Origin of the sequence: Sphingomonas sp. A2-49, assembly GCF_025548555.1 — a bacterium.
Lineage (GTDB): Bacteria > Pseudomonadota > Alphaproteobacteria > Sphingomonadales > Sphingomonadaceae > Sphingomonas.
The window spans coordinates 63,995-82,246 of sequence record NZ_JAJLPA010000002.1 but is presented as its reverse complement, the minus strand read 5'-3'; the positions used below and the strand labels follow the sequence as shown (position 1 = coordinate 82,246).

Annotated in this window: 13 protein-coding genes and 1 pseudogene; 10 read left to right on the top strand and 4 right to left on the bottom strand. The window is 62.9% G+C overall.

The genetic code is table 11. The annotated features are described in order from the left end of the window. Positions 1 to 12: 12 nt before the first annotated feature. Together LPN01_RS04340 and LPN01_RS04335 are read right to left on the bottom strand one after the other, a co-directional pair. Positions 13 to 1,984, bottom strand: a pseudogene (locus tag LPN01_RS04340) (FTR1 family protein); the annotation flags it as partial. Then, positions 1,984 to 2,610 carry a cation transporter gene (locus LPN01_RS04335; protein WP_262827131.1) on the bottom strand — a complete coding sequence of 209 codons (627 nt, stop codon included), beginning with the start codon at positions 2,608 to 2,610 and terminating at the stop codon, positions 1,984 to 1,986. The gene LPN01_RS04335 and the pseudogene LPN01_RS04340, both read right to left, overlap by 1 nt. Before the next feature lie 76 nt (positions 2,611 to 2,686). On the opposite strand from LPN01_RS04335, the gene LPN01_RS04330 reads away from it, so the two are divergent. Beyond that, positions 2,687 to 3,154 (top strand): MerR family transcriptional regulator, encoded by a 468-nt coding sequence (locus LPN01_RS04330; protein ID WP_262827130.1) that lies wholly within the window; start codon positions 2,687 to 2,689, stop codon positions 3,152 to 3,154. On the opposite strand, the gene LPN01_RS04325 is transcribed toward LPN01_RS04330, so the two are convergent. Beyond that, on the bottom strand, positions 3,102 to 4,334 hold the full coding sequence (locus LPN01_RS04325) for a retropepsin-like aspartic protease (RefSeq protein WP_262827129.1): 1,233 nt from the start codon (positions 4,332 to 4,334) through the stop codon (positions 3,102 to 3,104). The genes LPN01_RS04330 and LPN01_RS04325 overlap by 53 nt on opposite strands. Before the next feature lie 113 nt (positions 4,335 to 4,447). Beyond that, positions 4,448 to 5,239, bottom strand: coding sequence for a transporter (locus LPN01_RS04320; RefSeq protein ID WP_262827128.1), 792 nt, complete (start codon positions 5,237 to 5,239; stop codon positions 4,448 to 4,450). 763 nt (positions 5,240 to 6,002) lie between these two features. Between LPN01_RS04320 and LPN01_RS04315 the strand changes: the two genes are divergently transcribed. The 9 genes from LPN01_RS04315 (at position 6,003) to LPN01_RS04275 (ending at position 18,118) form a co-directional block, all read left to right on the top strand. Beyond that, positions 6,003 to 6,314: a hypothetical protein gene (locus tag LPN01_RS04315; RefSeq protein ID WP_262827127.1), complete on the top strand. Its 312-nt coding sequence runs from the start codon at positions 6,003 to 6,005 to the stop codon at positions 6,312 to 6,314. A 235-nt stretch (positions 6,315 to 6,549) separates the two neighbouring features. Next, positions 6,550 to 7,041 (top strand): RNA polymerase subunit sigma-70, encoded by a 492-nt coding sequence (locus LPN01_RS04310; RefSeq protein WP_262827126.1) that lies wholly within the window; start codon positions 6,550 to 6,552, stop codon positions 7,039 to 7,041. 27 nt (positions 7,042 to 7,068) lie between these two features. Then, positions 7,069 to 7,410: a hypothetical protein gene (locus tag LPN01_RS04305; RefSeq protein ID WP_262827125.1), complete on the top strand. Its 342-nt coding sequence runs from the start codon at positions 7,069 to 7,071 to the stop codon at positions 7,408 to 7,410. Between the two features lie 23 nt (positions 7,411 to 7,433). Next, the gene (locus LPN01_RS04300; RefSeq protein ID WP_262827124.1) at positions 7,434 to 7,913 is read left to right on the top strand and encodes a hypothetical protein; all 480 of its coding nucleotides are present in this window, start codon (positions 7,434 to 7,436) and stop codon (positions 7,911 to 7,913) included. Next, positions 7,883 to 8,353 (top strand): winged helix DNA-binding protein, encoded by a 471-nt coding sequence (locus tag LPN01_RS04295; RefSeq protein ID WP_262827123.1) that lies wholly within the window; start codon positions 7,883 to 7,885, stop codon positions 8,351 to 8,353. The genes LPN01_RS04300 and LPN01_RS04295 overlap by 31 nt, the downstream gene beginning before the upstream one ends. Before the next feature lie 679 nt (positions 8,354 to 9,032). Further along, positions 9,033 to 10,367 (top strand): plasmid replication protein RepC, encoded by a 1,335-nt coding sequence (repC, locus tag LPN01_RS04290; RefSeq protein WP_262827122.1) that lies wholly within the window; start codon positions 9,033 to 9,035, stop codon positions 10,365 to 10,367. 241 nt (positions 10,368 to 10,608) lie between these two features. Next, a complete protein-coding gene (locus LPN01_RS04285; protein WP_262827121.1) occupies positions 10,609 to 11,535 on the top strand; it encodes a replication initiator protein A in 927 nt (308 codons plus the stop codon). Between the two features lie 174 nt (positions 11,536 to 11,709). Then, on the top strand, positions 11,710 to 15,930 hold the full coding sequence (locus LPN01_RS04280) for a strawberry notch family protein (RefSeq protein ID WP_262827120.1): 4,221 nt from the start codon (positions 11,710 to 11,712) through the stop codon (positions 15,928 to 15,930). Positions 15,931 to 16,054: 124 nt separating this feature from the next. Continuing rightward, positions 16,055 to 18,118 carry a ParB/RepB/Spo0J family partition protein gene (locus tag LPN01_RS04275; protein WP_262827119.1) on the top strand — a complete coding sequence of 688 codons (2,064 nt, stop codon included), beginning with the start codon at positions 16,055 to 16,057 and terminating at the stop codon, positions 18,116 to 18,118. Positions 18,119 to 18,252 lie beyond the last annotated feature (134 nt).

The following is an 18,252-nucleotide window of genomic DNA, read 5'->3' as shown; positions in this document are numbered from 1 at the left end:
GGTCCGCCCCAAGCCTAAGCTGAAGCTATTTTCTCGAGGCCTACTCCGCGACGCCGATTCCATGCGAACCCGATGGCGATAGCGACCGCCATGAGAATTTGCGCGAGCACCGATTGCCAGGTCGGAAACAGACCGAGCATCGACAGCCGTGGTACGTCTGCAAGCGGCGCTATGTCGATGATCCCAGCTTCCTGGAGTGCGGCAACACCTTTGCCCACAAGGACCACCGTCAACGCCGCCATCAGCCACGAGCTGTAGCGGAAGAACTGCGTGATCGGCAGCTTTCGGCTGTAGCGGAGCATGGCCCAGGCGATCACGCCTAGCAAAGCAACGGCTGACCCCGCACCGGCAAGGAGCATCGCGTTGTTCCCCTGTGCCGAGAGTGCGGCATAGAACAGTATCGTCTCGAAGACCTCGCGATAGACCACGACAAACGCCAATCCGAACAGGAACCAGCCCGACCCGCCCGAAAGCGCGCGCGACATCTTCTCGCGAATGTAGCGCTGCCACTGATCGGCTTGCGCCTTGCCGTGCATCCAGATGCCGACCGAGAGTAGCACGATCGCTGCAAACAGCGACCCGAAACCTTCGGTCAGCTCGCGGCTCGCGCCGCTAATCCCGATCGCATAGGTCGCAATCGCCCACGTAACGCCCCCGGCGACGAGCGCTCCAATCCATCCGCCATGAACGTAGCGCAGCGCGTCGGCGCGATCGGCCTTGCGAAGAAATGCGATCATGGCAACGACGATGAGCAGGGCTTCGAGCCCCTCGCGCAGCAGGATCGTAAACGCACCCAGGAAGGTGGACGCCTCTGTGGCTGCATCAGGTGCAAGCACGGCTTCCGCATCATCGAACAAACCGTCGAGCACCGATACCTTTTCTGCGAGATCTTCGGGCGAGGCACCGCGGTCGATCGCGGCGCGGAACTCGCCCATAGCGCCCTCGATGCGGCCCATCAGGGTCGCATCGCGCGCCGTGAGTGTCGGTTCGATCGGTTCGAACCCGTCGAGATACGCCGACAGGGCCAGCTCCTTTGCCCCGTGCGCATTGCCGCGCCGTGCCGCAGCGACACTTTCGGCGAGCTTGGCACGGGCGAGTGAGAGCGATCCGGGCGCCTGTTGCACCACCTGATCGGGGTGGCGACGCAGGAACGCGAGCACGGCGTCGGCCTTGGCTTCGCCGATTGAGGTGGCGAGCGCAGCCGGGGTGAGCGCGACCAGCGTTTTCAAATCCGGAATACGTCTGCGAAGCGCCGGGTCCGACTTCCACAGCCGCGCCCCTTCTCGCGCCTGTTCGTCGGTAAAGGCAAAGCTGCCAGCGCGGAACGCAGCCGCCCAACGCTGATCGTTCGGCAGATCAGCGAAGCTCTGCATCGCCGTCCCGTCAATGCCCTGCGTCACCACCTGATAAAGCGCGAACACACTCCGTTGCCGGGCGCGGGTTACATCGGTGAACGCAATCGGAGGCGTGGAAAGCTTGGCTGCGTCAGGACCGTGCCCATTCCCTGTCATGCCGTGACAAGCGGCACAGGTCTGCTGGAACAGGGCAGATCCCGATGCGAGATCCGGCACCTTGTCGGGAGCGAGCGGCACCGGATAGGCGCGCAGCAGATCGGCCGCGAGCCCATGCGCGAGGGTAGCGACCTGTTCGCCCGATCCCTTGCGGCCAATAAGCGCTTGGAGGTTGGCGGCGCCTTGAATGAGGCTTTGCCGTTCGGGCTTTGCCGTTCGGGCTTCGCCGGCAAGCTCAGAAGCCGTGTCGAAACCGATGCAGCAAACTCATTCATTTCGGAATATTCGGACTTGCTCTTGATCCTGCCGGCCTCAACGGCACCACCATAATCGACCGCCACATAGTCGAGCAGCCGCCACGCGGTTTGCACATCAACCGGATCGGCCATCGCCGCGGTTGGGACGAGCAAGGCAACTATCGTGGCCAAAAACCGAACCGAGAGCAGCGCCCGGATCACGTCGAGGAAACGCATTATCGCTGCCCTCGTTCGCGCAACGCGCCTGTGACAATCTCATAAGCCGAGTGGAGGAACAGGAGTGCGATTACACCGGCGACGGCCAAGTCCGGCCATGCGCTCCCCGTCCAAGCGACCAGCCCGGCAGCGGCAATCACCGCCACATTTGCAAGTGCATCGTTGCGGCTGAACAGCCAGATCGCACGGACGTTGGCATCTCCTTCCCGGAAGCGTGACAGGACCAATGCCGAGGCGACATTGATGGCCAGCGCGACGGCGCCGATCGCGCCCATCAGCTCGGCATCAGGTGCGGTTGCGTTGAGTGCTCGCCAGATCGCGAAGCCGATCACGCCCACTCCGAGAGCCCCCAAAAACACCCCTTGCGAGAGCGCAACGTTAGACCGCGCCCGGGGCGCCCAAGCGAGCGCAAGCAGGCCAAGGAGGCTGATCGAGCCGTCACCCAGAAAGTCGAGCGAGTCCGCTTTCAGCGCCTGACTGTCGGCGATAAATCCGCCGAATAGCTCGGCAACACCGAAGCCGAGGTTGAGCACCACGACGATCAGTAGCGCGCGACGGTAGGCTGGATCGTGTTGCGCGCGAGCCGGTTCGCCGGCGCAGCCGCAGCTTGCTTCATTGGAGGTCATATTTTCCTCCTACATGCTACAGTAACTGTAGGATCAAGCGGAATCTGCGATCCGTTCGCATTAGCAGGGTAACACGATGACGATTGCGCCCATGATGATCGGCCAGCTCGCGCAGGAAACTGCGACCAAGGTAACGACAATTCGCTTCTACGAGACGATCGGGCTGCTTGCGGCCCCGCCGCGAACCGCGTCTGGACGCCGGACCTATGCCTCCGCGGACGCGGAGCGGCTTCATTTCATCCGCAATGGCCGTAGGCTCGGCTTTTCAATCGACGAGATTCGCTCACTGATCCACCTGGCGGAGAACCCAGCCCAGGATTGCAGCGCGGCATCGGCCATTGCCGCCCACCACCTTGCTGATGTGGAGAGCCGTCTTAAGCAGCTCGCCTCCTTACGCGACGAGCTAGCGGCCCTTACCCAGAGCTGCACGAACGAACAAATAGCGGATTGCCGGATAATGCAGGCGATCGGTGAGGTCCGTGCGCAAGGGCTTAGTAATAATCCGCAAGTTTTAGCTGACGGTCACGACCGGCCTGATCCTTGATTTTTATGACCGTTCCTGGTGGCATGAAGCGCCATCGCCAACGCGCCCCGTGCGTGTAATCCGCATCGATCGGGAACCCGTTCACCGCAACGATGCGGTTCCCGGCTGTCCAACCATCTTTCGCCGCCGGGCTGTTCGCCGCCACATGGACGACGTCGAGGCCCATTGGGGACGCTGTGAGCCCGAGGCCGCTTCGATCCTTCAACATGGGAAGGCGGTGTCCCGAAGCCGGAGGGCGGAGCCATACAAACCCGGCGGTCACGTCGAATATGGCGTCGAACTGGCCGATCAGCGGCAATCCGATATTGCCGACCGTGCTGGTCGGGAGCCAGTTGCGGTTACCCAGCGTCGGAATGTTCTCGGCCGAGAGCCCGCCGATACTCAACTTCGGCGTTGTGAAAACGTCGACGGTAGCAACACCTTCGACACCTCCAAGCGCCGCAGTCGATGTCGCTCGCCCGCGGGTCAAGCCATGCGCATCGACATAGGTCGAAGACAGCATGAGCGCCGCCGAGCTGCCGAGGTCGATCATGAGCGGCACCGGGCTCGATCCTCCGATCGAGGCAGAGACATACAATTCCTGCTTCGCACCATGCCCCAAAGCGACCGGAGTCCAGTCTGCACCGCCCGGAAAACTGCCGGTCGGCATGAGTGCGAACTGCCGCTGTCCGAAATCCAGAGCTATGCAATTCTCAACAAACATATCTGCGCCGAGCAGCATGTTGATCCGTCTTCCGAAAGCGGCTGACAGGGCGCTCAGGTCCGCTACCACCGCGAACGGCAAGCGGCGTGTCCGGTTACCAAACAGCACGTCAACATCACGGATCAGGCGGACCGGAGCCTTCCCGCCCAAACCGCTTATCGTGCGCCGTTCGACGTTCGCCAACCCGAGGGTCTGGGCCAGCGATAGGTCGATGATTGACGCGCCGCTTCCGCTATCCAGCACCGCCTCGACAGGCGATCCGGCCACTCGGGCCTTCACCAGCAACGTGTCGCCGGTTGCGACCTCCAGGGGCTGCCAGTCGAGAGGTAGCCGACCGAAATTCCACTGGCCAACGAGATGCGGCGCGATGGTCGCCAGGCCAGGCTTGCCCATGGCCGCAGCCGCACCGAAGCCCAGCAGGCGAGCGATCAGCGAGCGTCGGGACACGGTGAAGTCGCCCGGTTGTGAAAGCGACACAAAGCAATCTCCCTCCTTCCTTCATGAGAAGGTGCGGACACTGCATACAAGCTACAGCCGCTGGAGGAGCAAGCCCCTTCCGATCTCGCTGAATGAACGAATTGCGCCCTGCGCTAGAAGCGCTTCGAAAATCCGGCGGCGAGGAATGGGTGCGGTGGCGTGGAGCCCGAAATCCCGGTGCCCACACTAAGATCGAGCTGAATGTCGTGCCCGATTATATAAGCCATTCCTCCGTCGATGATAACGGAGGTCTTCCCACCCTTTTCCTCGGGCGTCTGAATGCCAGTGTCGGCAAAGAAGTTGACCGTCTTGCTTGGATTGAAGTTCAGCGTGGCAGCGAAAAGACCGGCCGTATAAGTGCGGCTCGTGTCGTCCTGAAAGACGCCAACACCGATGTTAGGGTTCAACGACCACTTGTCGGCAAACTTCCAATCCGCAGCTAACCGAAAATCACCAGTTGTTCGAGAGTCGCGAAAGTCGCCTGACCCGGATGGTGGGAATACACGTGCTATCGCACCAACTGAGACCTGCTTTGAACCTTCGGGGGCGTCTACAAAATTGTATTTAAGTCCGATCGAGGTGGGGGCGAAACCATCCGTGTGCGATGTTCCGGAAGAGTCCTTCTGCCGCATCCACGAGTAGGTATTACCCTCCACGCGAACTTCCAGTTTGTTGGCGAAGCCGTACCGAAGCAGCGTGGGAAAAAACATCGTGGTATCATGTTCGCCGCCGTCATGGCGGAACTCGGTCTGGATCGCTGTCTCAATCTGGAAGCGGCCCTGGCCCACCGTCGTGCTGCCGTCCGCGATCCCCGGCCGGTCGGGGTTGATGTAATCCTCGTCGGACTGCGCATGCGCTGGCGCGGTCGACAGTACGTTCGCGATGCCGAAGCTCAGGATTGCCATCAAGGATGGTAGTGACGTTCGGGACATTGGCTGACTACTTTCGGGGCGGGCGACATGCTTGCTGTTACACAGCCAGCGGGTGGTCAAGAGATGCTTTCCGCGGGGTCCATGAAAGCAAGCGGGCGTACGGCTCTATCGACGCGCTAGCGTCGACCGAGCCGCCTCTGGCGTCTCGTCCCACATAGGTGACGATCCTCGCGTGAGGTGTGCCACGTGGCACACCTTTGGACGCGCAGCGCGCAAGCAATGACCGAATATGGGCGACGTCGCCCCGGAAACCGTGCGCGGGGGGGACGCCAAGTGCTGCTGCCCTTTCGCCTAAGTCTCGCTACCCTCCTCTGCATTACTCGCTTCATGCACAGGCGCGGGAGGTGCCGGTAGAGCATGGCGACCGACGCGCCGATCGTCAGGGCGATTCCCGCGCTGTCATTGCGCGGCGCTCCCGCGCGGTCCGCCATGCGGCATATCGATCCGGCAACGAGCGCGACGCCTGCTTCCAGTGCGCTGGGGTTTGCTTGGATTTGCAATGACAGCGTGTTTTCGCCTGAGCCTTGTGCCATAGCGGTGTGGCTTGGGCATGGCTTGAACACCATCCTTGGCCCGCATGTGCGGTCGAATGCTGGGTCCCCGACTTCCGTCGGGCGGCCCGCGAAATACAAGACCTTGCTACCGCTTGTCGGTGCGGGGAATACGTGGGGCGTGGTTACCAGTGTTCCCGCGTGTTCAACCGTCCCGGCTGCGGGCGGTTGATGGAACGCGCGCCATGTCCTTGATCAAAAGGTTGCTTACGAGATTCCGCCGGCGCCGAAGCCCTTCACAGGGTTTCTCCGGCAGCGGCTCGGGAATACTTCAGATTGAAGCGCTGGTGCAGGCACATGGCGACTGGATGGCCCTTCTGGCCACGATACTGGAACGCGAACGCGTGATTTCAGGCGCCGAACTCGCCCGCACCCTGTCCGAATTTGCCGCGCATACAGCCGAAGATCGCCCTGCCGAAGGACAGATCCTTTCCTTTTGGGCCTCGCGCTTGAACGACACAGCCGCAACTATCGGCAAATTTCCGTCCGTTCACTAGGGCTATGACCCATGCTGAGTGGCGGTCGCGGCTGGTCGCTAAGCTGTGATTGGCTTCGGCCTGCTTCGAAATGAGAACTCGGGCGGGGCGTCGTGGGGCGCTGGAACGTGACCTGTTCGTCGCGTTCGCGCGCCGCCTGAACCCATTCGTTCTGTGGATTTGATCGACCGGGCTCGTCAGGAGTTATCCCTGAAATGGAGCCGAATCATTCCGCGATGCGAGTAATTTCAAGAGCATGCTGACAAACGAACCGGGCTCGTACCCTGCCGAACAGACGCTCGCGGCTGCTACTTCAGACGTAAGCGCGGCGGATCGCATTGCCCGCCTGACCGAACGTCAGCGGTCTTATCTCCGCCTCGTGCTTAAGAACCGCAACTCGAAAGAGATTGCTGCGGTCACGGGCAGCAGCCACCGGGCGGTCGATAAGCAGCTGTTAAAGGCCAATAATGTCCTCGGCGTGCCGACTCGGTTCGAGGCCGCACGACTTCTTGCAGATCACGACGGAGGGGTAGAGCCTTTACCCCCTGCAAACGACCTACCTTCCGCGCCGCCAACTTTCCCGCTTCCCCTCCCTTTGCCGACCGCTGGGGCGGCAGCGAATATGCTCACCTGGAAGCAGGTTGCCTTCTGGACCGCGATCATTTCGATCGTGACCCCGTTGGGGCTGACTGCGGCCGGCATGGCGATCGTAACGCTGCTCCTCCTGCTTGGGCTTAAAACACTGTAATGGGCGCCCGACGTCCGAGGAGGCGTAATGCAAGCAATATCGAATACGAGCCGGATTATCGCCGATGAGTTGCGCAAAGCGGAGCGATCGATCAACCTGGCCGCGCGTGACACGGCGCAATTTCTGCTGACGACGCTGGATGCGACGGAGGCGCACCGCCTATCTCCCGCGATGACACAGCGGACCGTCAAAGCTACGGTCGCAGCTCTGGCCTCCCTCATCGAAGGCCAAGATCACATGACGATACGAGCGCATCTTTCGATCGAAAAGGTCGGCCGACAGCTGGGGCTGACCGAGACGAGTTGGGGAGAAGGCGCACCGAAGCCCGCAATGGCCACTTTGCCCGAATTTGAGAGCATTCCAATTTAGGGGCGACCCGCCCAGGAGAAGTGATGTCGCTGCAGATTATTTTAGCTCTGCTGTTCGACGTCACGTTGCTGCTCACTTGTGGCTATGCCGCACTGAAGGGCGGGCGACCTGAGCGTATCGGAGCGGCTATAAATCTTACAGCCTCGGTCGTAACGACCGCCCTTCGCCTGATGGACGCAGCGTATTTCGCGCCCGCGGAAACGATCACCTTGCTGATAGATCTCGCTGTAGCGGGCGGGTTCTATTGGCTCGCTGTAACTACAATCCGCTTCTGGCCCATCTGGGCGGCCGGTTTAGCAGTCGCCGACCTCTTCATGAGCATCTTCGGCGCCCTGCTGCCACGCGTGCCGCTCTTTGCCTACCACACCGGGCTTGGGATCTACGCCTACCTCGCGCTCGGCGCGCTTGCGCTCGGCACGTTCCGCTTACCGGCGAACGCTGAGCCCTACATCCGAAATGGATCAAGACGATTATGGGTGCAGCATCTGAAGGAGACGACCTGATCGACGTCGTCGTGCGGCTGCCGCGCAAGGCGATCGAGGACACCTTGCTGGCTATGCCGCCAGACGCGAGAGACCTGTCTGAGCGCAGGCTTGCCGAGGCCAGGGCGGTGTTGGTCGGCCGGCGTCGGCGGGCGACCCACTTCAACGGGGTCCGCTTCTATGATCCGAGCTGGGACATGATCCTGGAGCTTTACGTGGCCACGTGCGAGCGGCGCCGCATCGCTGTGTCCCAGCTTTGTAAGCTCAGTGGAGGCTCGACGACCACCGCTTTGCGCCACATCGAGCATCTCGAGGCGCTTGGATACATAGTCAGACAAACGGATCCCGATGACGGACGCCGCCTGATTGTCGGCACGCTCACTCCCCTTCTTGCGGCTTCGGAGCAGTGGCTCGATCTTCAGATCGCCGAGTCCCGAATACAGGATCGGAGATCGGGCTGACGATTTCTACGGGTCACACAAGACTCCGTTCTTTCGGTCGCCAGTGACATATCGAACGCCCGAAAAAGTCGCCTTCGATCTACCGCATGGACAGACGACGTCAGCCAATTTCGAGCGTGAACTTGCAATTCCTCGCCGACTCAACTGCCATTTCCCCGCCACGCCTACCCGGCGCGGCGCTAAGGAGGACCCTCTCCTTCTGGGCTACATGTTACGTGGGGCTGCCGAATCGCCCGATTCTCACGCCGTTACCGAAAGCACGAGCGAGAGCGCGACGGCGTTACCGATAGCACGTGCCTCAGCGGCACGGCGTTATCGATAGCACGAGCGGAGATCGACGCTTCGTTATCGATAGCACGTGATTATTGCCCGTTCCGTTACCGATAGCACGATTCATCGCGCACGACCGCCCCGCCAGCGATGCTTAACAATCGACGTTGTGGATCGGCTCAACGCTGACCGCCGCCGTCCACCCGGGCGGGCGCCACAACGATCAAGGGGACGCTGTGCGGACATGAAAAACCCGGCACGAGGCCGGGCTTTTCGGGACGCCTGCTAGGGCGGATGTGAGAACCCTCACTTTAGCTGGCTCCCTTTCATATTGCTACCCCAAAGCGCCGGCCATGGCGCCACGGTGTCGCTTTGTCTGCACGGGCTCCCCTGCCAGGGAGAACGAACGATGGCTGCTGCCCATAGCCCCGGCCGGGGACTTCGCCGGTTTGACGAGCATGCCGCCAGGGCGACGAAGCTTGTCGACGAATTTTGCGGGCTCGAGACCGGAATGGCACCTTCCAACGCGCTTGCGGCGCTCAAACGGGCGGCTCCTTATATGGGCGTCCCCCTGCGCGTGGTCTCCGTCATCGATCTCCTGTTTGCCTGGACGAAGCCGCAGGACTGGCAGGGTGGACAAATCCCCGTCGTTTGGCCATCGAACGACCTGCTCGCGCAAAAGCTGGGCGTAACCGTTCGACAGGTTCAAAAGCTCTTGAACCAGGCACAAGCCTTCGGTCTGGTCAGCTTTCGGGATAGTCCGAACGGTCATCGTGGTGGACGCCGCGGGAGCGACGGCTTCATCACGTGGGGCTACGGTATCGTCCTCGCTCCGATCGGCACAAGGCTTCAAGAATTTGCTGCCCGCGCGGCCAAGGGAGCCGCAGAGGACGCGGCACTGACAGTGCTCCGCAAGCGCCTTGCTGCTGCCCGAAGGAATATCAGGGCTCTGGCCCAAACGGCATTCGACGCCGATTTTCACGATTTGAAGGCGGGTGACGATCTCGCGTTGGCGTTGGTGGCCACCGACCAGATGCGTTGCGTCCGCGATGCCGGCCTTCTGACGGCCTGTGTGGAGCAGATCGAAGAGCGTGCGCGTCGTCTTGCCGGGGCTGTTTCGGCCAAGATTGCCGTCCCAAATACCGGTAGTGATCAGGTTGATAGTTCATGCTGGGATGGACCTGAGGACATTCACTCTACAACTACAAACCAACTCCAATCTGCTAAAGCAGATACCCGTAGCGGCTTGGCGAAAAAGAGTAGTGGAAATGGGGACGCCCTCTCCTCTCAACCTCAAACTGCAGTCGACGACGATCTGGAGAAACACGGTGTCGATCCGGAATTCATGATGTCGATCGCGCCGGAGCTCTGTTCCGGTCTGCCCTACCGCGATGGATCGTGGGGCGAGGTGGTTGCCACCGCGGAGCGGCTTGCGGGCCAGTCGGGGATCAGCAATCACGCGTTCAAGGAAGCCTGTCGCATCATGGGCCAGCGAGGTGCTGCTGCCTCCGTCATCGCCACCATCCAAAAATACCGGCGCGGCGAGGTTCAGCGGCCCGGCGCGTATCTCCGCGGAATGAGCAGCAAGGCTGGCAAGGGCGAATTGAACCTCGGTCGGACGCTCCACGGCCTCAAGGACACGAGCCGTGCGGTCGCCATGCGGGGGATGTCCGATGGGACCGATGCGACGCCGATCGGGAGCCTGATGTCGCGGCTGGTCTCCCGGGGAGCCGGACTACGATGACGGGATCTCGTCATCTTTTCAAAGGCCTGGAGGTCGTACTGCACACCTGGTCTTTGAACGGCTTTCACGGCGTTACCGATAGCACGAGTCCCGACCGAGTTTGCGGTGGCCCGCACCTACCGAAATGTGAAACACACCCCGATTTACCGGCTAAATCGCTCCAAATCCTCGTGCTATCGATAACGCGGTCGCTTATCCGACTGCAGGTTTGCGACCGATCCGCTATAAGCGGCCTTGCTAGATGAAGCTGGTGGGAGCCCCGACGATGGATTCGCGAGAAGTCACTCTCACCCAGGGCAAGCTGTTCGACTATCTCGACAGCCCGCTGCACGGCAAAGTCCGTGGCGAGCAGAGCATCATGGACTTTCCACTATTCTCGTTAGCGAAGCGGCCTCAGATGGAGGCGATGACCTACGAGATGGACGGCGTCAAAATCGAGATCAAGCCCAGTTCGAGCGGTATCGCGACGATGTGGGATAAAGAAGTCCTGATCTACGTCCTGTCGTTGATGGTGCAGCATATTGGTCGGACCGGGGGTGAAGTACAGAACGTCTTCACCTTCAATGCACACGACTTCTTCCGGGCGACTGGCGTCGGACGCCCATCGAAGCGTGATTACGATCGCTTCATCGAAGCGCTCGGTCGTCTGCAGGGCACGCAGATCCGCACGAACATCAAAACTGGCACCGTGGGGACGAAGGGCTTCTTCTCCTGGTTCGCGGAAGCGCAGGCGACCACTCGCGAAACGGCGAGCGGCGTCGATCAACTCATGCCGGTCCGCGTCCAGCTCTGTGACTGGCTCGTCCGCGCGGTCTCGCGTGACAGCCGTATCTATGACTACCACAACGACTATTTCCGTCTCGGCTCGATTGAACGACGCCTTTATGAGTTGGCGCACTGCTACTGTCGTGATGAAGAATATGAAATGCCTCTGGAAATGCTGGGTGCGAAGATCGGCTCAACGTCGCCGCTCCGCACGTTGAAAAGTCAGCTGAAGAAGATCGCAGCCGAGAATAAAATGCCGAGCTACTCAATCGAAGTGCGGGAAGTTGTCCCGGAAGTCCCTGCGCGTGATAAATTAGGCCGACGGGTCGGGAAGCCCGAGACGGTCGTCGTGATGAAGCCCAAGGATCGTTTGACAGGAGGTCGAGCCGCGTTGGCCGCCTGATACCGATCCATATGCCTGACATGCTGCGCGACTAGCGGCGGCCGACGCGTCCCGACCGGGATTGGAAGATGGCTTCGCTGTAGCGATGCTTCGGGCACAAGGCGTTCAGAGGAGAGGGAGCCTTCGGCTTGTTGATCCGGTGATGAGCACCGGGCGACAAGAAGGAAGCCCTCGATGCGCACCTCAACCGCAGCTCTCGAACTCGATTTCACCGAACCGTCGATCACCGCCGCCAGGGCGGTCGCCGACACCATCGGCAGAAACGGATCGCTCCGACGCGACACGCTACTGTGGGTCATGGAGCAAGCCTATGGCGCTTCGTCTGCAGATGGTCGCTGGTCGCTCCGCGACGCCTACGACATGCTCGAGCTCGCCGAGGTCATATACCTCGCAAAAGCAGACCTTCCCGCCGATCCCGGCGCTTGTTTCGCGGCGCTTACCGAACTGGTCGCCAATCTGCCGACCCACACTGTTCGCAGCGAAGAGCAGATCGAGCTCCAGCAATTCTCGACACCGGCGCCGATCGCGTACCTCGCGGCGCTCGCTGCGCGCATAGCCCCCACTGACCTGGTGCTCGAGCCATCTGCCGGCACTGGTCTCCTCGCTGCTTTCGCTTCCCGCGCCGGTGCTCGCCTGGTCCTTAACGAGATCGATCCGGCTCGCGCCGAGATGCTTGGCGCCGCCTTCCCCGGGGTTGCCGTTACGCGGCACGACGCCGAGCTGATTCATGACCTGCTGGCGCCGAGCATTCGGCCTACGGCCGTTCTTATCAATCCGCCTTTCTCGCGCAGCATCGGTCGCCACGCCGACCGACAAGCAGCGTTCCGGCATCTTCGCGCCGCCTTGATGCGTCTCGGCACCGGAGGCCGCTGCGCCGCCATCCTGCCCGACCGCACCGATACCTCGAGCCGCGCCTGGGCGAAGGCGACCGAGGGTTGCACGGTCACGCTGCACCTCGAATTGCCGGCGAATGCCTATGCGAAGCATGGCACCAGCCAACCCTTGAAGATCATGGTGCTGGAAAAGGCGACCGGCACCCCTGCCGAGCTGATCCGCTGCGCGACGCTCGCCGATGCGCTCGCGGCGATCACCGCCAAGACCGCTCCGCCTGTGTCCGCGCCTGTTCCGCGCACCGCGTCGCTGCCCGCCCGCCCCAGCGGGCACAGCTCGCTTCTTGGCGGCTTGGCGAGAAAACCGCGCCTGAGCGCACCACCCGCAAAAGCCGCGAGGTCGCTGACCGCGACCCCGATCGATTACACCGTGTTCGCCGAGCCACTGCCGACCGGCGAGTCTGTCGGTGTGTACCTGCCCTATCGGCCAAGCCGCATCGCTATCGGCTGCGCATCCGCGCATCCAACCGCGCTGGTGGAATCGATCGCCATGGGCTCGATCACCGCGCCACGGCCGACCTACGTCCCCACGCTTTCGCACGCGGTCGTCGATGCGAAGACGCTCTCCGACGCGCAGCTTGAGACGCTGATCTATGCCGGCGACGCCTTCGAGCGCAACATTCCCGGCCTGTTCAAACCTGTCGAGGAAGGTCTCTCGATCGCACCATTCGAGGATGGCCGTCCGTACCGGACCGGCTTCTTCCTCGGTGACGGCACCGGCGCCGGCAAGGGCCGCCAGGTCGCTGCGATCATCCTCGACCAGTGGCTGCGCGGTCGCCGCAAGCACATCTGGGTCTCCAAGACCGAGACGCTGCTCGAAGATGCGCGTCGCGATTGGACCGCCGTTGGCGGTCTCGCGCTCGACATCCAGCATCTCAACCAGTGGAAACTCGGCACGCCCGTAGGTGCGGCCGAGGGCGTGCTGTTCCTCACCTATGCGACGCTGCGCTCCAATCGCGGCGACAAGGGAACCCGGCTCCAGCAGATCCTCGAATGGGTCGGCGACGACTATGACGGCATGATCGTGTTCGATGAGGCGCACGAGATGGCCGGTGTCGCAGGCGGCGAAGGTAGCTTCGGCACCAAACAGGGCTCCGACCAGGGCATCGCCGGCGTCCGTCTTCAGAACCTCCTGCCCCGCGCCCGCGTCCTCTATGTGTCCGCGACCGGCGCATCCGACGTCAACAATCTGGCCTATGCCACGCGGCTTGGCCTGTGGGGTCCGGGCACGGCGTTCGCCGATCGCCGGACCTTCGTCGACTCCCTGCGCCGGGGCGGGATCGCCGCGCTGGAGCTGATCGCGCGCGACCTGAAAATGCAGGGGCTCTACGTCTCGCGTGCGTTGAGCTTCGCCGGCGTCGAGTACGACATCCTCGAACACAAGCTGACCGTCGACCAGATCGAGGTGTACGACGCCTACGCCGACGCCTGGGCGATCATCCACAGCAACCTTCGCGCGGCCCTCGACGCGACCCGCGTGACGGACAGCTTCTCGAACGACACCTATAACAGCGGCGCCAAGGCCGCTGCGTTGTCGATCTTCGAGTCCACCAAGCAGCGGTTCTTCTGCCAACTCCTGATCGGCATGAAGCTGCCCTCACTCGTGCCCGCGATCCGCGCCGATCTCGCGCGCGGCGAGAGCGTCGTGATCCAGCTCGTCTCGACGTCCGAGGCCATGCTCAACCGGGCACTGGCGGCCCTTACGGTGGAAGAACGCGCGAACCTCGACATCGAATTGTCGCCCCGCGAGTTTCTCATGTCGTATCTGACCGCGGCCTTCCCGGTTCGCCAGATGAAAACCTTTGTCGACGAAACCGGCAAGACCCGCTCCGAACCGATGTCGGACGAGGACGGCCGCCCCGTCTTCAGCCAGGAGGCGCTGGAGATGCGCGACAATCTCCTCGAGCAGCTCTGCGCGCTGCCGATCGTCGGATCCGCGCTCGATCACATTATCGGGCATTTCGGCACCGACGCGGTTGCCGAGGTGACGGGGCGCAGCCGGCGCGTCATCATGGACACCCACGGCCGCCAGCGCGTCGAAAGCCGCTCGCCCCGCACCAATCTCGCCGAGACCGACGCCTTCATGCGCGGCGCCAAGAAGGTCCTGATCTTCTCCGACGCTGGCGGCACCGGCCGCAGCTATCATGCGAGTCTGACGTGCGAAAACCAATCGCGCCGCAATCATTACCTCCTCGAGCCGGGCTGGCGTGCTGACGCCGCCATCCAGGGCCTCGGTCGCACGCACCGGACGCATCAGGCGACCGCGCCGCTATTTCGGCCGGTGTCGACGGACTGCCGGGGCGAACGTCGCTTCATCTCGACGATCGCGCGCCGGCTCGACAGCCTGGGCGCGCTCACCCGCGGCCAGCGCCAGACTGGCGGTCAGGGCCTGTTCGACCCGCGCGACAACCTCGAAAGCGACTATGCCAAGGAGTCGCTCGAACAGTGGTTTCGCCTGCTCGCCAATGGCAAGCTGCGCTCCACCACACTGGACGAGTTTCAGAAACTGACCGGCCTCGAGCTGGAGGGCGAAGGTGGCGGGCTCAAGGAGGAGATGCCCCCGATCCAGCGCTGGCTCAATCGCATCCTCGCGCTGCGCATCGCCATGCAGAACGCGATCTTCGACGAGTATCTCGGCTTGATCGAGGCGCGGATCGAGGCGGCCAAGGAGGCCGGCACGCTCGATCTCGGCGTCGAGAGCATCAACGCCGAGCGCATCACGATCCTTGATCGCACCGTCATCCGGCGCGACCAGACCAGCGGCGCCGAGACCGAGATCCTCCGCTTGGAGACCGAGGAACGCTACAAGCCGCTCGCGCTCGATCGCGCTATGCGGATCCTCGGCGACGACGCTCGTCCGATCGTCAACCGCAAGTCGGGCAAGGCCGCGATCCGGTGCAGCACCTACTCGCTCACCGACGACGATGGCGAGATCGTGCGCCGCTACGAGCTGGTCCGCCCGACGCGCACCGAACGGATGCGGCAGGATCTTCTTCTCGAAACGATGTGGGAAGATGCGAGCGAGGCGGAGTTTTCCGCGCTCTGGCAGGCCGAGGTCGAGGAGATGTCGGGCAAAACCCGCACCAATACGCTCTACCTCGTCACCGGCCTGCTCCTGCCGGTCTGGGACCGCCTGCCCGACGATCACGTCCAGGTCTGGCGTCTCAACACCGATGACGGCCAGTCCTTCCTCGGCCGCATCGTCCCTGCGCCGCTCGTGACCAGGCTCGCGGACGCCTTCGGCATCGCCGCGACCATGAAGGTGTCGGGTGCCGAGACCGCCAAGCACGTCATGGGGACGGCTGAGATCACCGCGCTTGGTGCGTACCGGCTGAAGCGCAGCCTGGTCGCCGGCCAGCAGCGCCTCGAACTGCTCGACTGGCCGCACACGCGGTTGGCCGAGCTGAAGGCAGCCGGATGCTTCACCGAGATCATCCAGCACAAGACGCGCATGTTCGTGCCCGTCGCGACGGCCGCGACCGTGATCGACCGCGTCACCGCCTGACCCGAACAGAACTCTCTCTCCACTCACCAAAGGGAGGGGAGGGAGCCTTCGGCTTTGTGAGCTTGGAGGACCAGGCTCGCGTGACCGCGGCACGCGGCGCGCTATTTCCAAACGGAGACGACCGATGATCCAGTCCGTGAAGGTCAAGAACCTGTCGCTGTCGAAGGACAATGTGCGTAAATCCAACCGTGATGCAGGGATCGACACCCTCGCCGCGAACATAGCAGCCCAGGGGCTGTTGCAGAACCTTATCGTCACTCCGCTCAAGAAGGCGGGTACGTTCACGGTGAAGGCGGGCGGTCGGCGCTTGCGCGCGCTCCAGCTCCTGATCGAGCAGGGCACCCTCCCCGCTGACCACACCGTCCCGGTTCTCGTGCTGAGCGACGACGACAACGCGATCGAGGCAAGCCTCACCGAGAACTTCCAGCGGGTGCCGATGAACCCGGCCGACGAATGCACCGCGTTCAATTTCCTGATCCAGAAGGGCATGACCGCCGAGGACGTTGCCAAGCGGCAGGGCGTGACTACCCGGTTCGTCGAGCAGCGCGTCCGCCTCGCTGAACTGGCACCATGCGTCTTCGAAGCGCTCGCTGCCGGCGAGATCACGCTCGGTGTTGCGCAGGCTTACGCCGTCACCACAGACGTCGATCGCCAGACGCGCGTGTTCGCCCAGATGAAATCGTCCTACTACGGCGACAACCCCGACAACATCCGTCGCGCCATTCTAAACGGCACCGTCAAGGCGAACGACGCCAAGGCCCGCTTCGTTGGTCGCGAAGCCTATGTCGCCGCTGGCGGTCGCATCGAGGGCGACCTGTTCGCCACGGAGGGCGATGAGAACTGGATCGACGTCGACCTGATCGAGACGCTCGCCGCCTCGAAACTCGAAGCCGCAGCGGCCGAACTGGCGCGAGACCAGGGCCTCGCGTTCGTCACGCCAATTGCGGCGACGCACGTCCCCTACGACCTGGAGCGCCAGCTTCACGAGTATCACGCCCCAGCCCGCGCCCTCACCGAGGACGAGACCGTGCGTGTCGAGGTCCTGTCGGCCGAGAACGACGCGCTGATCGACCAGCTTGAGCAGGAACTGCCCGACGGCAGCGCCGAAGCCGAGGCGGCGAACGCGCGTATCGAGGCGATCGAGCGCGAGCTGGAGACGATCGAGGACGCCCGTCACGAGATCGATCCGGCGCTTAAAAGCCAGATCGGGACGTTCGTCTATATCGGGGGTGACGGCGAACCCCGCGTCCACACCCGCCTCTTTAGCGAAAAGCCGGTCGTGGATCCGAACGCCCCGCCCAAGGAGTCGGGCGGCGCAACCGGGGACGGCGATGCCGGTGACGGCGAGCAGGGTCCGAAGCTCAGCGCCACGCTGATCGATGAACTTGCGACGCAGCGCCGCCAGATCCTCGCCGCCCACGTCGCCAGCGACCCGGCTATGGCACTCGACCTGACCATCTTCCTGATGGCGCAGAACGTGGTGTTCGAGCAGGCGCACATCCCGAACCACTCGACCTTGAAGTCGAGCGCCGCGGGCTTCCCGATCTTCGGGTTCCGCGACGAGGGATCGATGGCGTCGCAGACGATCGACGACCAGCGCCAGCGGCTCGACACGAGCTGGGCGGGTCTGCCGACCATGACCGCCCGCTTCGACGCCTTCCGGTCGCTCGATGATGAGGCCCGGGGCGCTTGGGTTGCATACTCGATAGCACGAACTCTCGAACCGACGCTCAACGTCGCCGGGGGCTATCGGAGCAACGGCTTCCACGACCATCTCGGTCGCCTCCTCGACATCCAGGTCGAGAATTGGTGGCGCCCGACGGCCGAGAACTTCTTCGGTCGGGTCAAGAAGACCGTCATGCTCGACGCGCTCGAGGAGATTGGAGGCCCGATCCTGCGCGGCCGCTACAAGGACGCCAAGAAGGGCGACCTTGCCGGCACCTGTGCCTCGCTGTGCAACGGCCAGGGCATCGTCGAAGCGGAGATCCGCGAGAAGGCGACGGCCTGGTTGCCGGAAGCCATGCGCTTCGAGGCACAAGAGAAGGCGGCACGCATGCCGCTACGCTCGAGCTTCGCCGATGACGAGACGGGCACCGATCCGGACGAGGACGAGGATACCGACCTCGACACCGGTGACGACGCAGTGATCGATCACAAGGAAGAGGAGGACTTCAGCCAAGCGGCCTGACGCCGGCTTGCACATTTCGAGGCACCCTTGGGGCGGCACTCTTCGCGCAAAGTGTCGCCCCTCTTTTTGTGACCCGGCACCGCCCTTTCAGAGGGGAGGATGCTCACGCGGGTTTGCCTCAACCCAATCAGGAG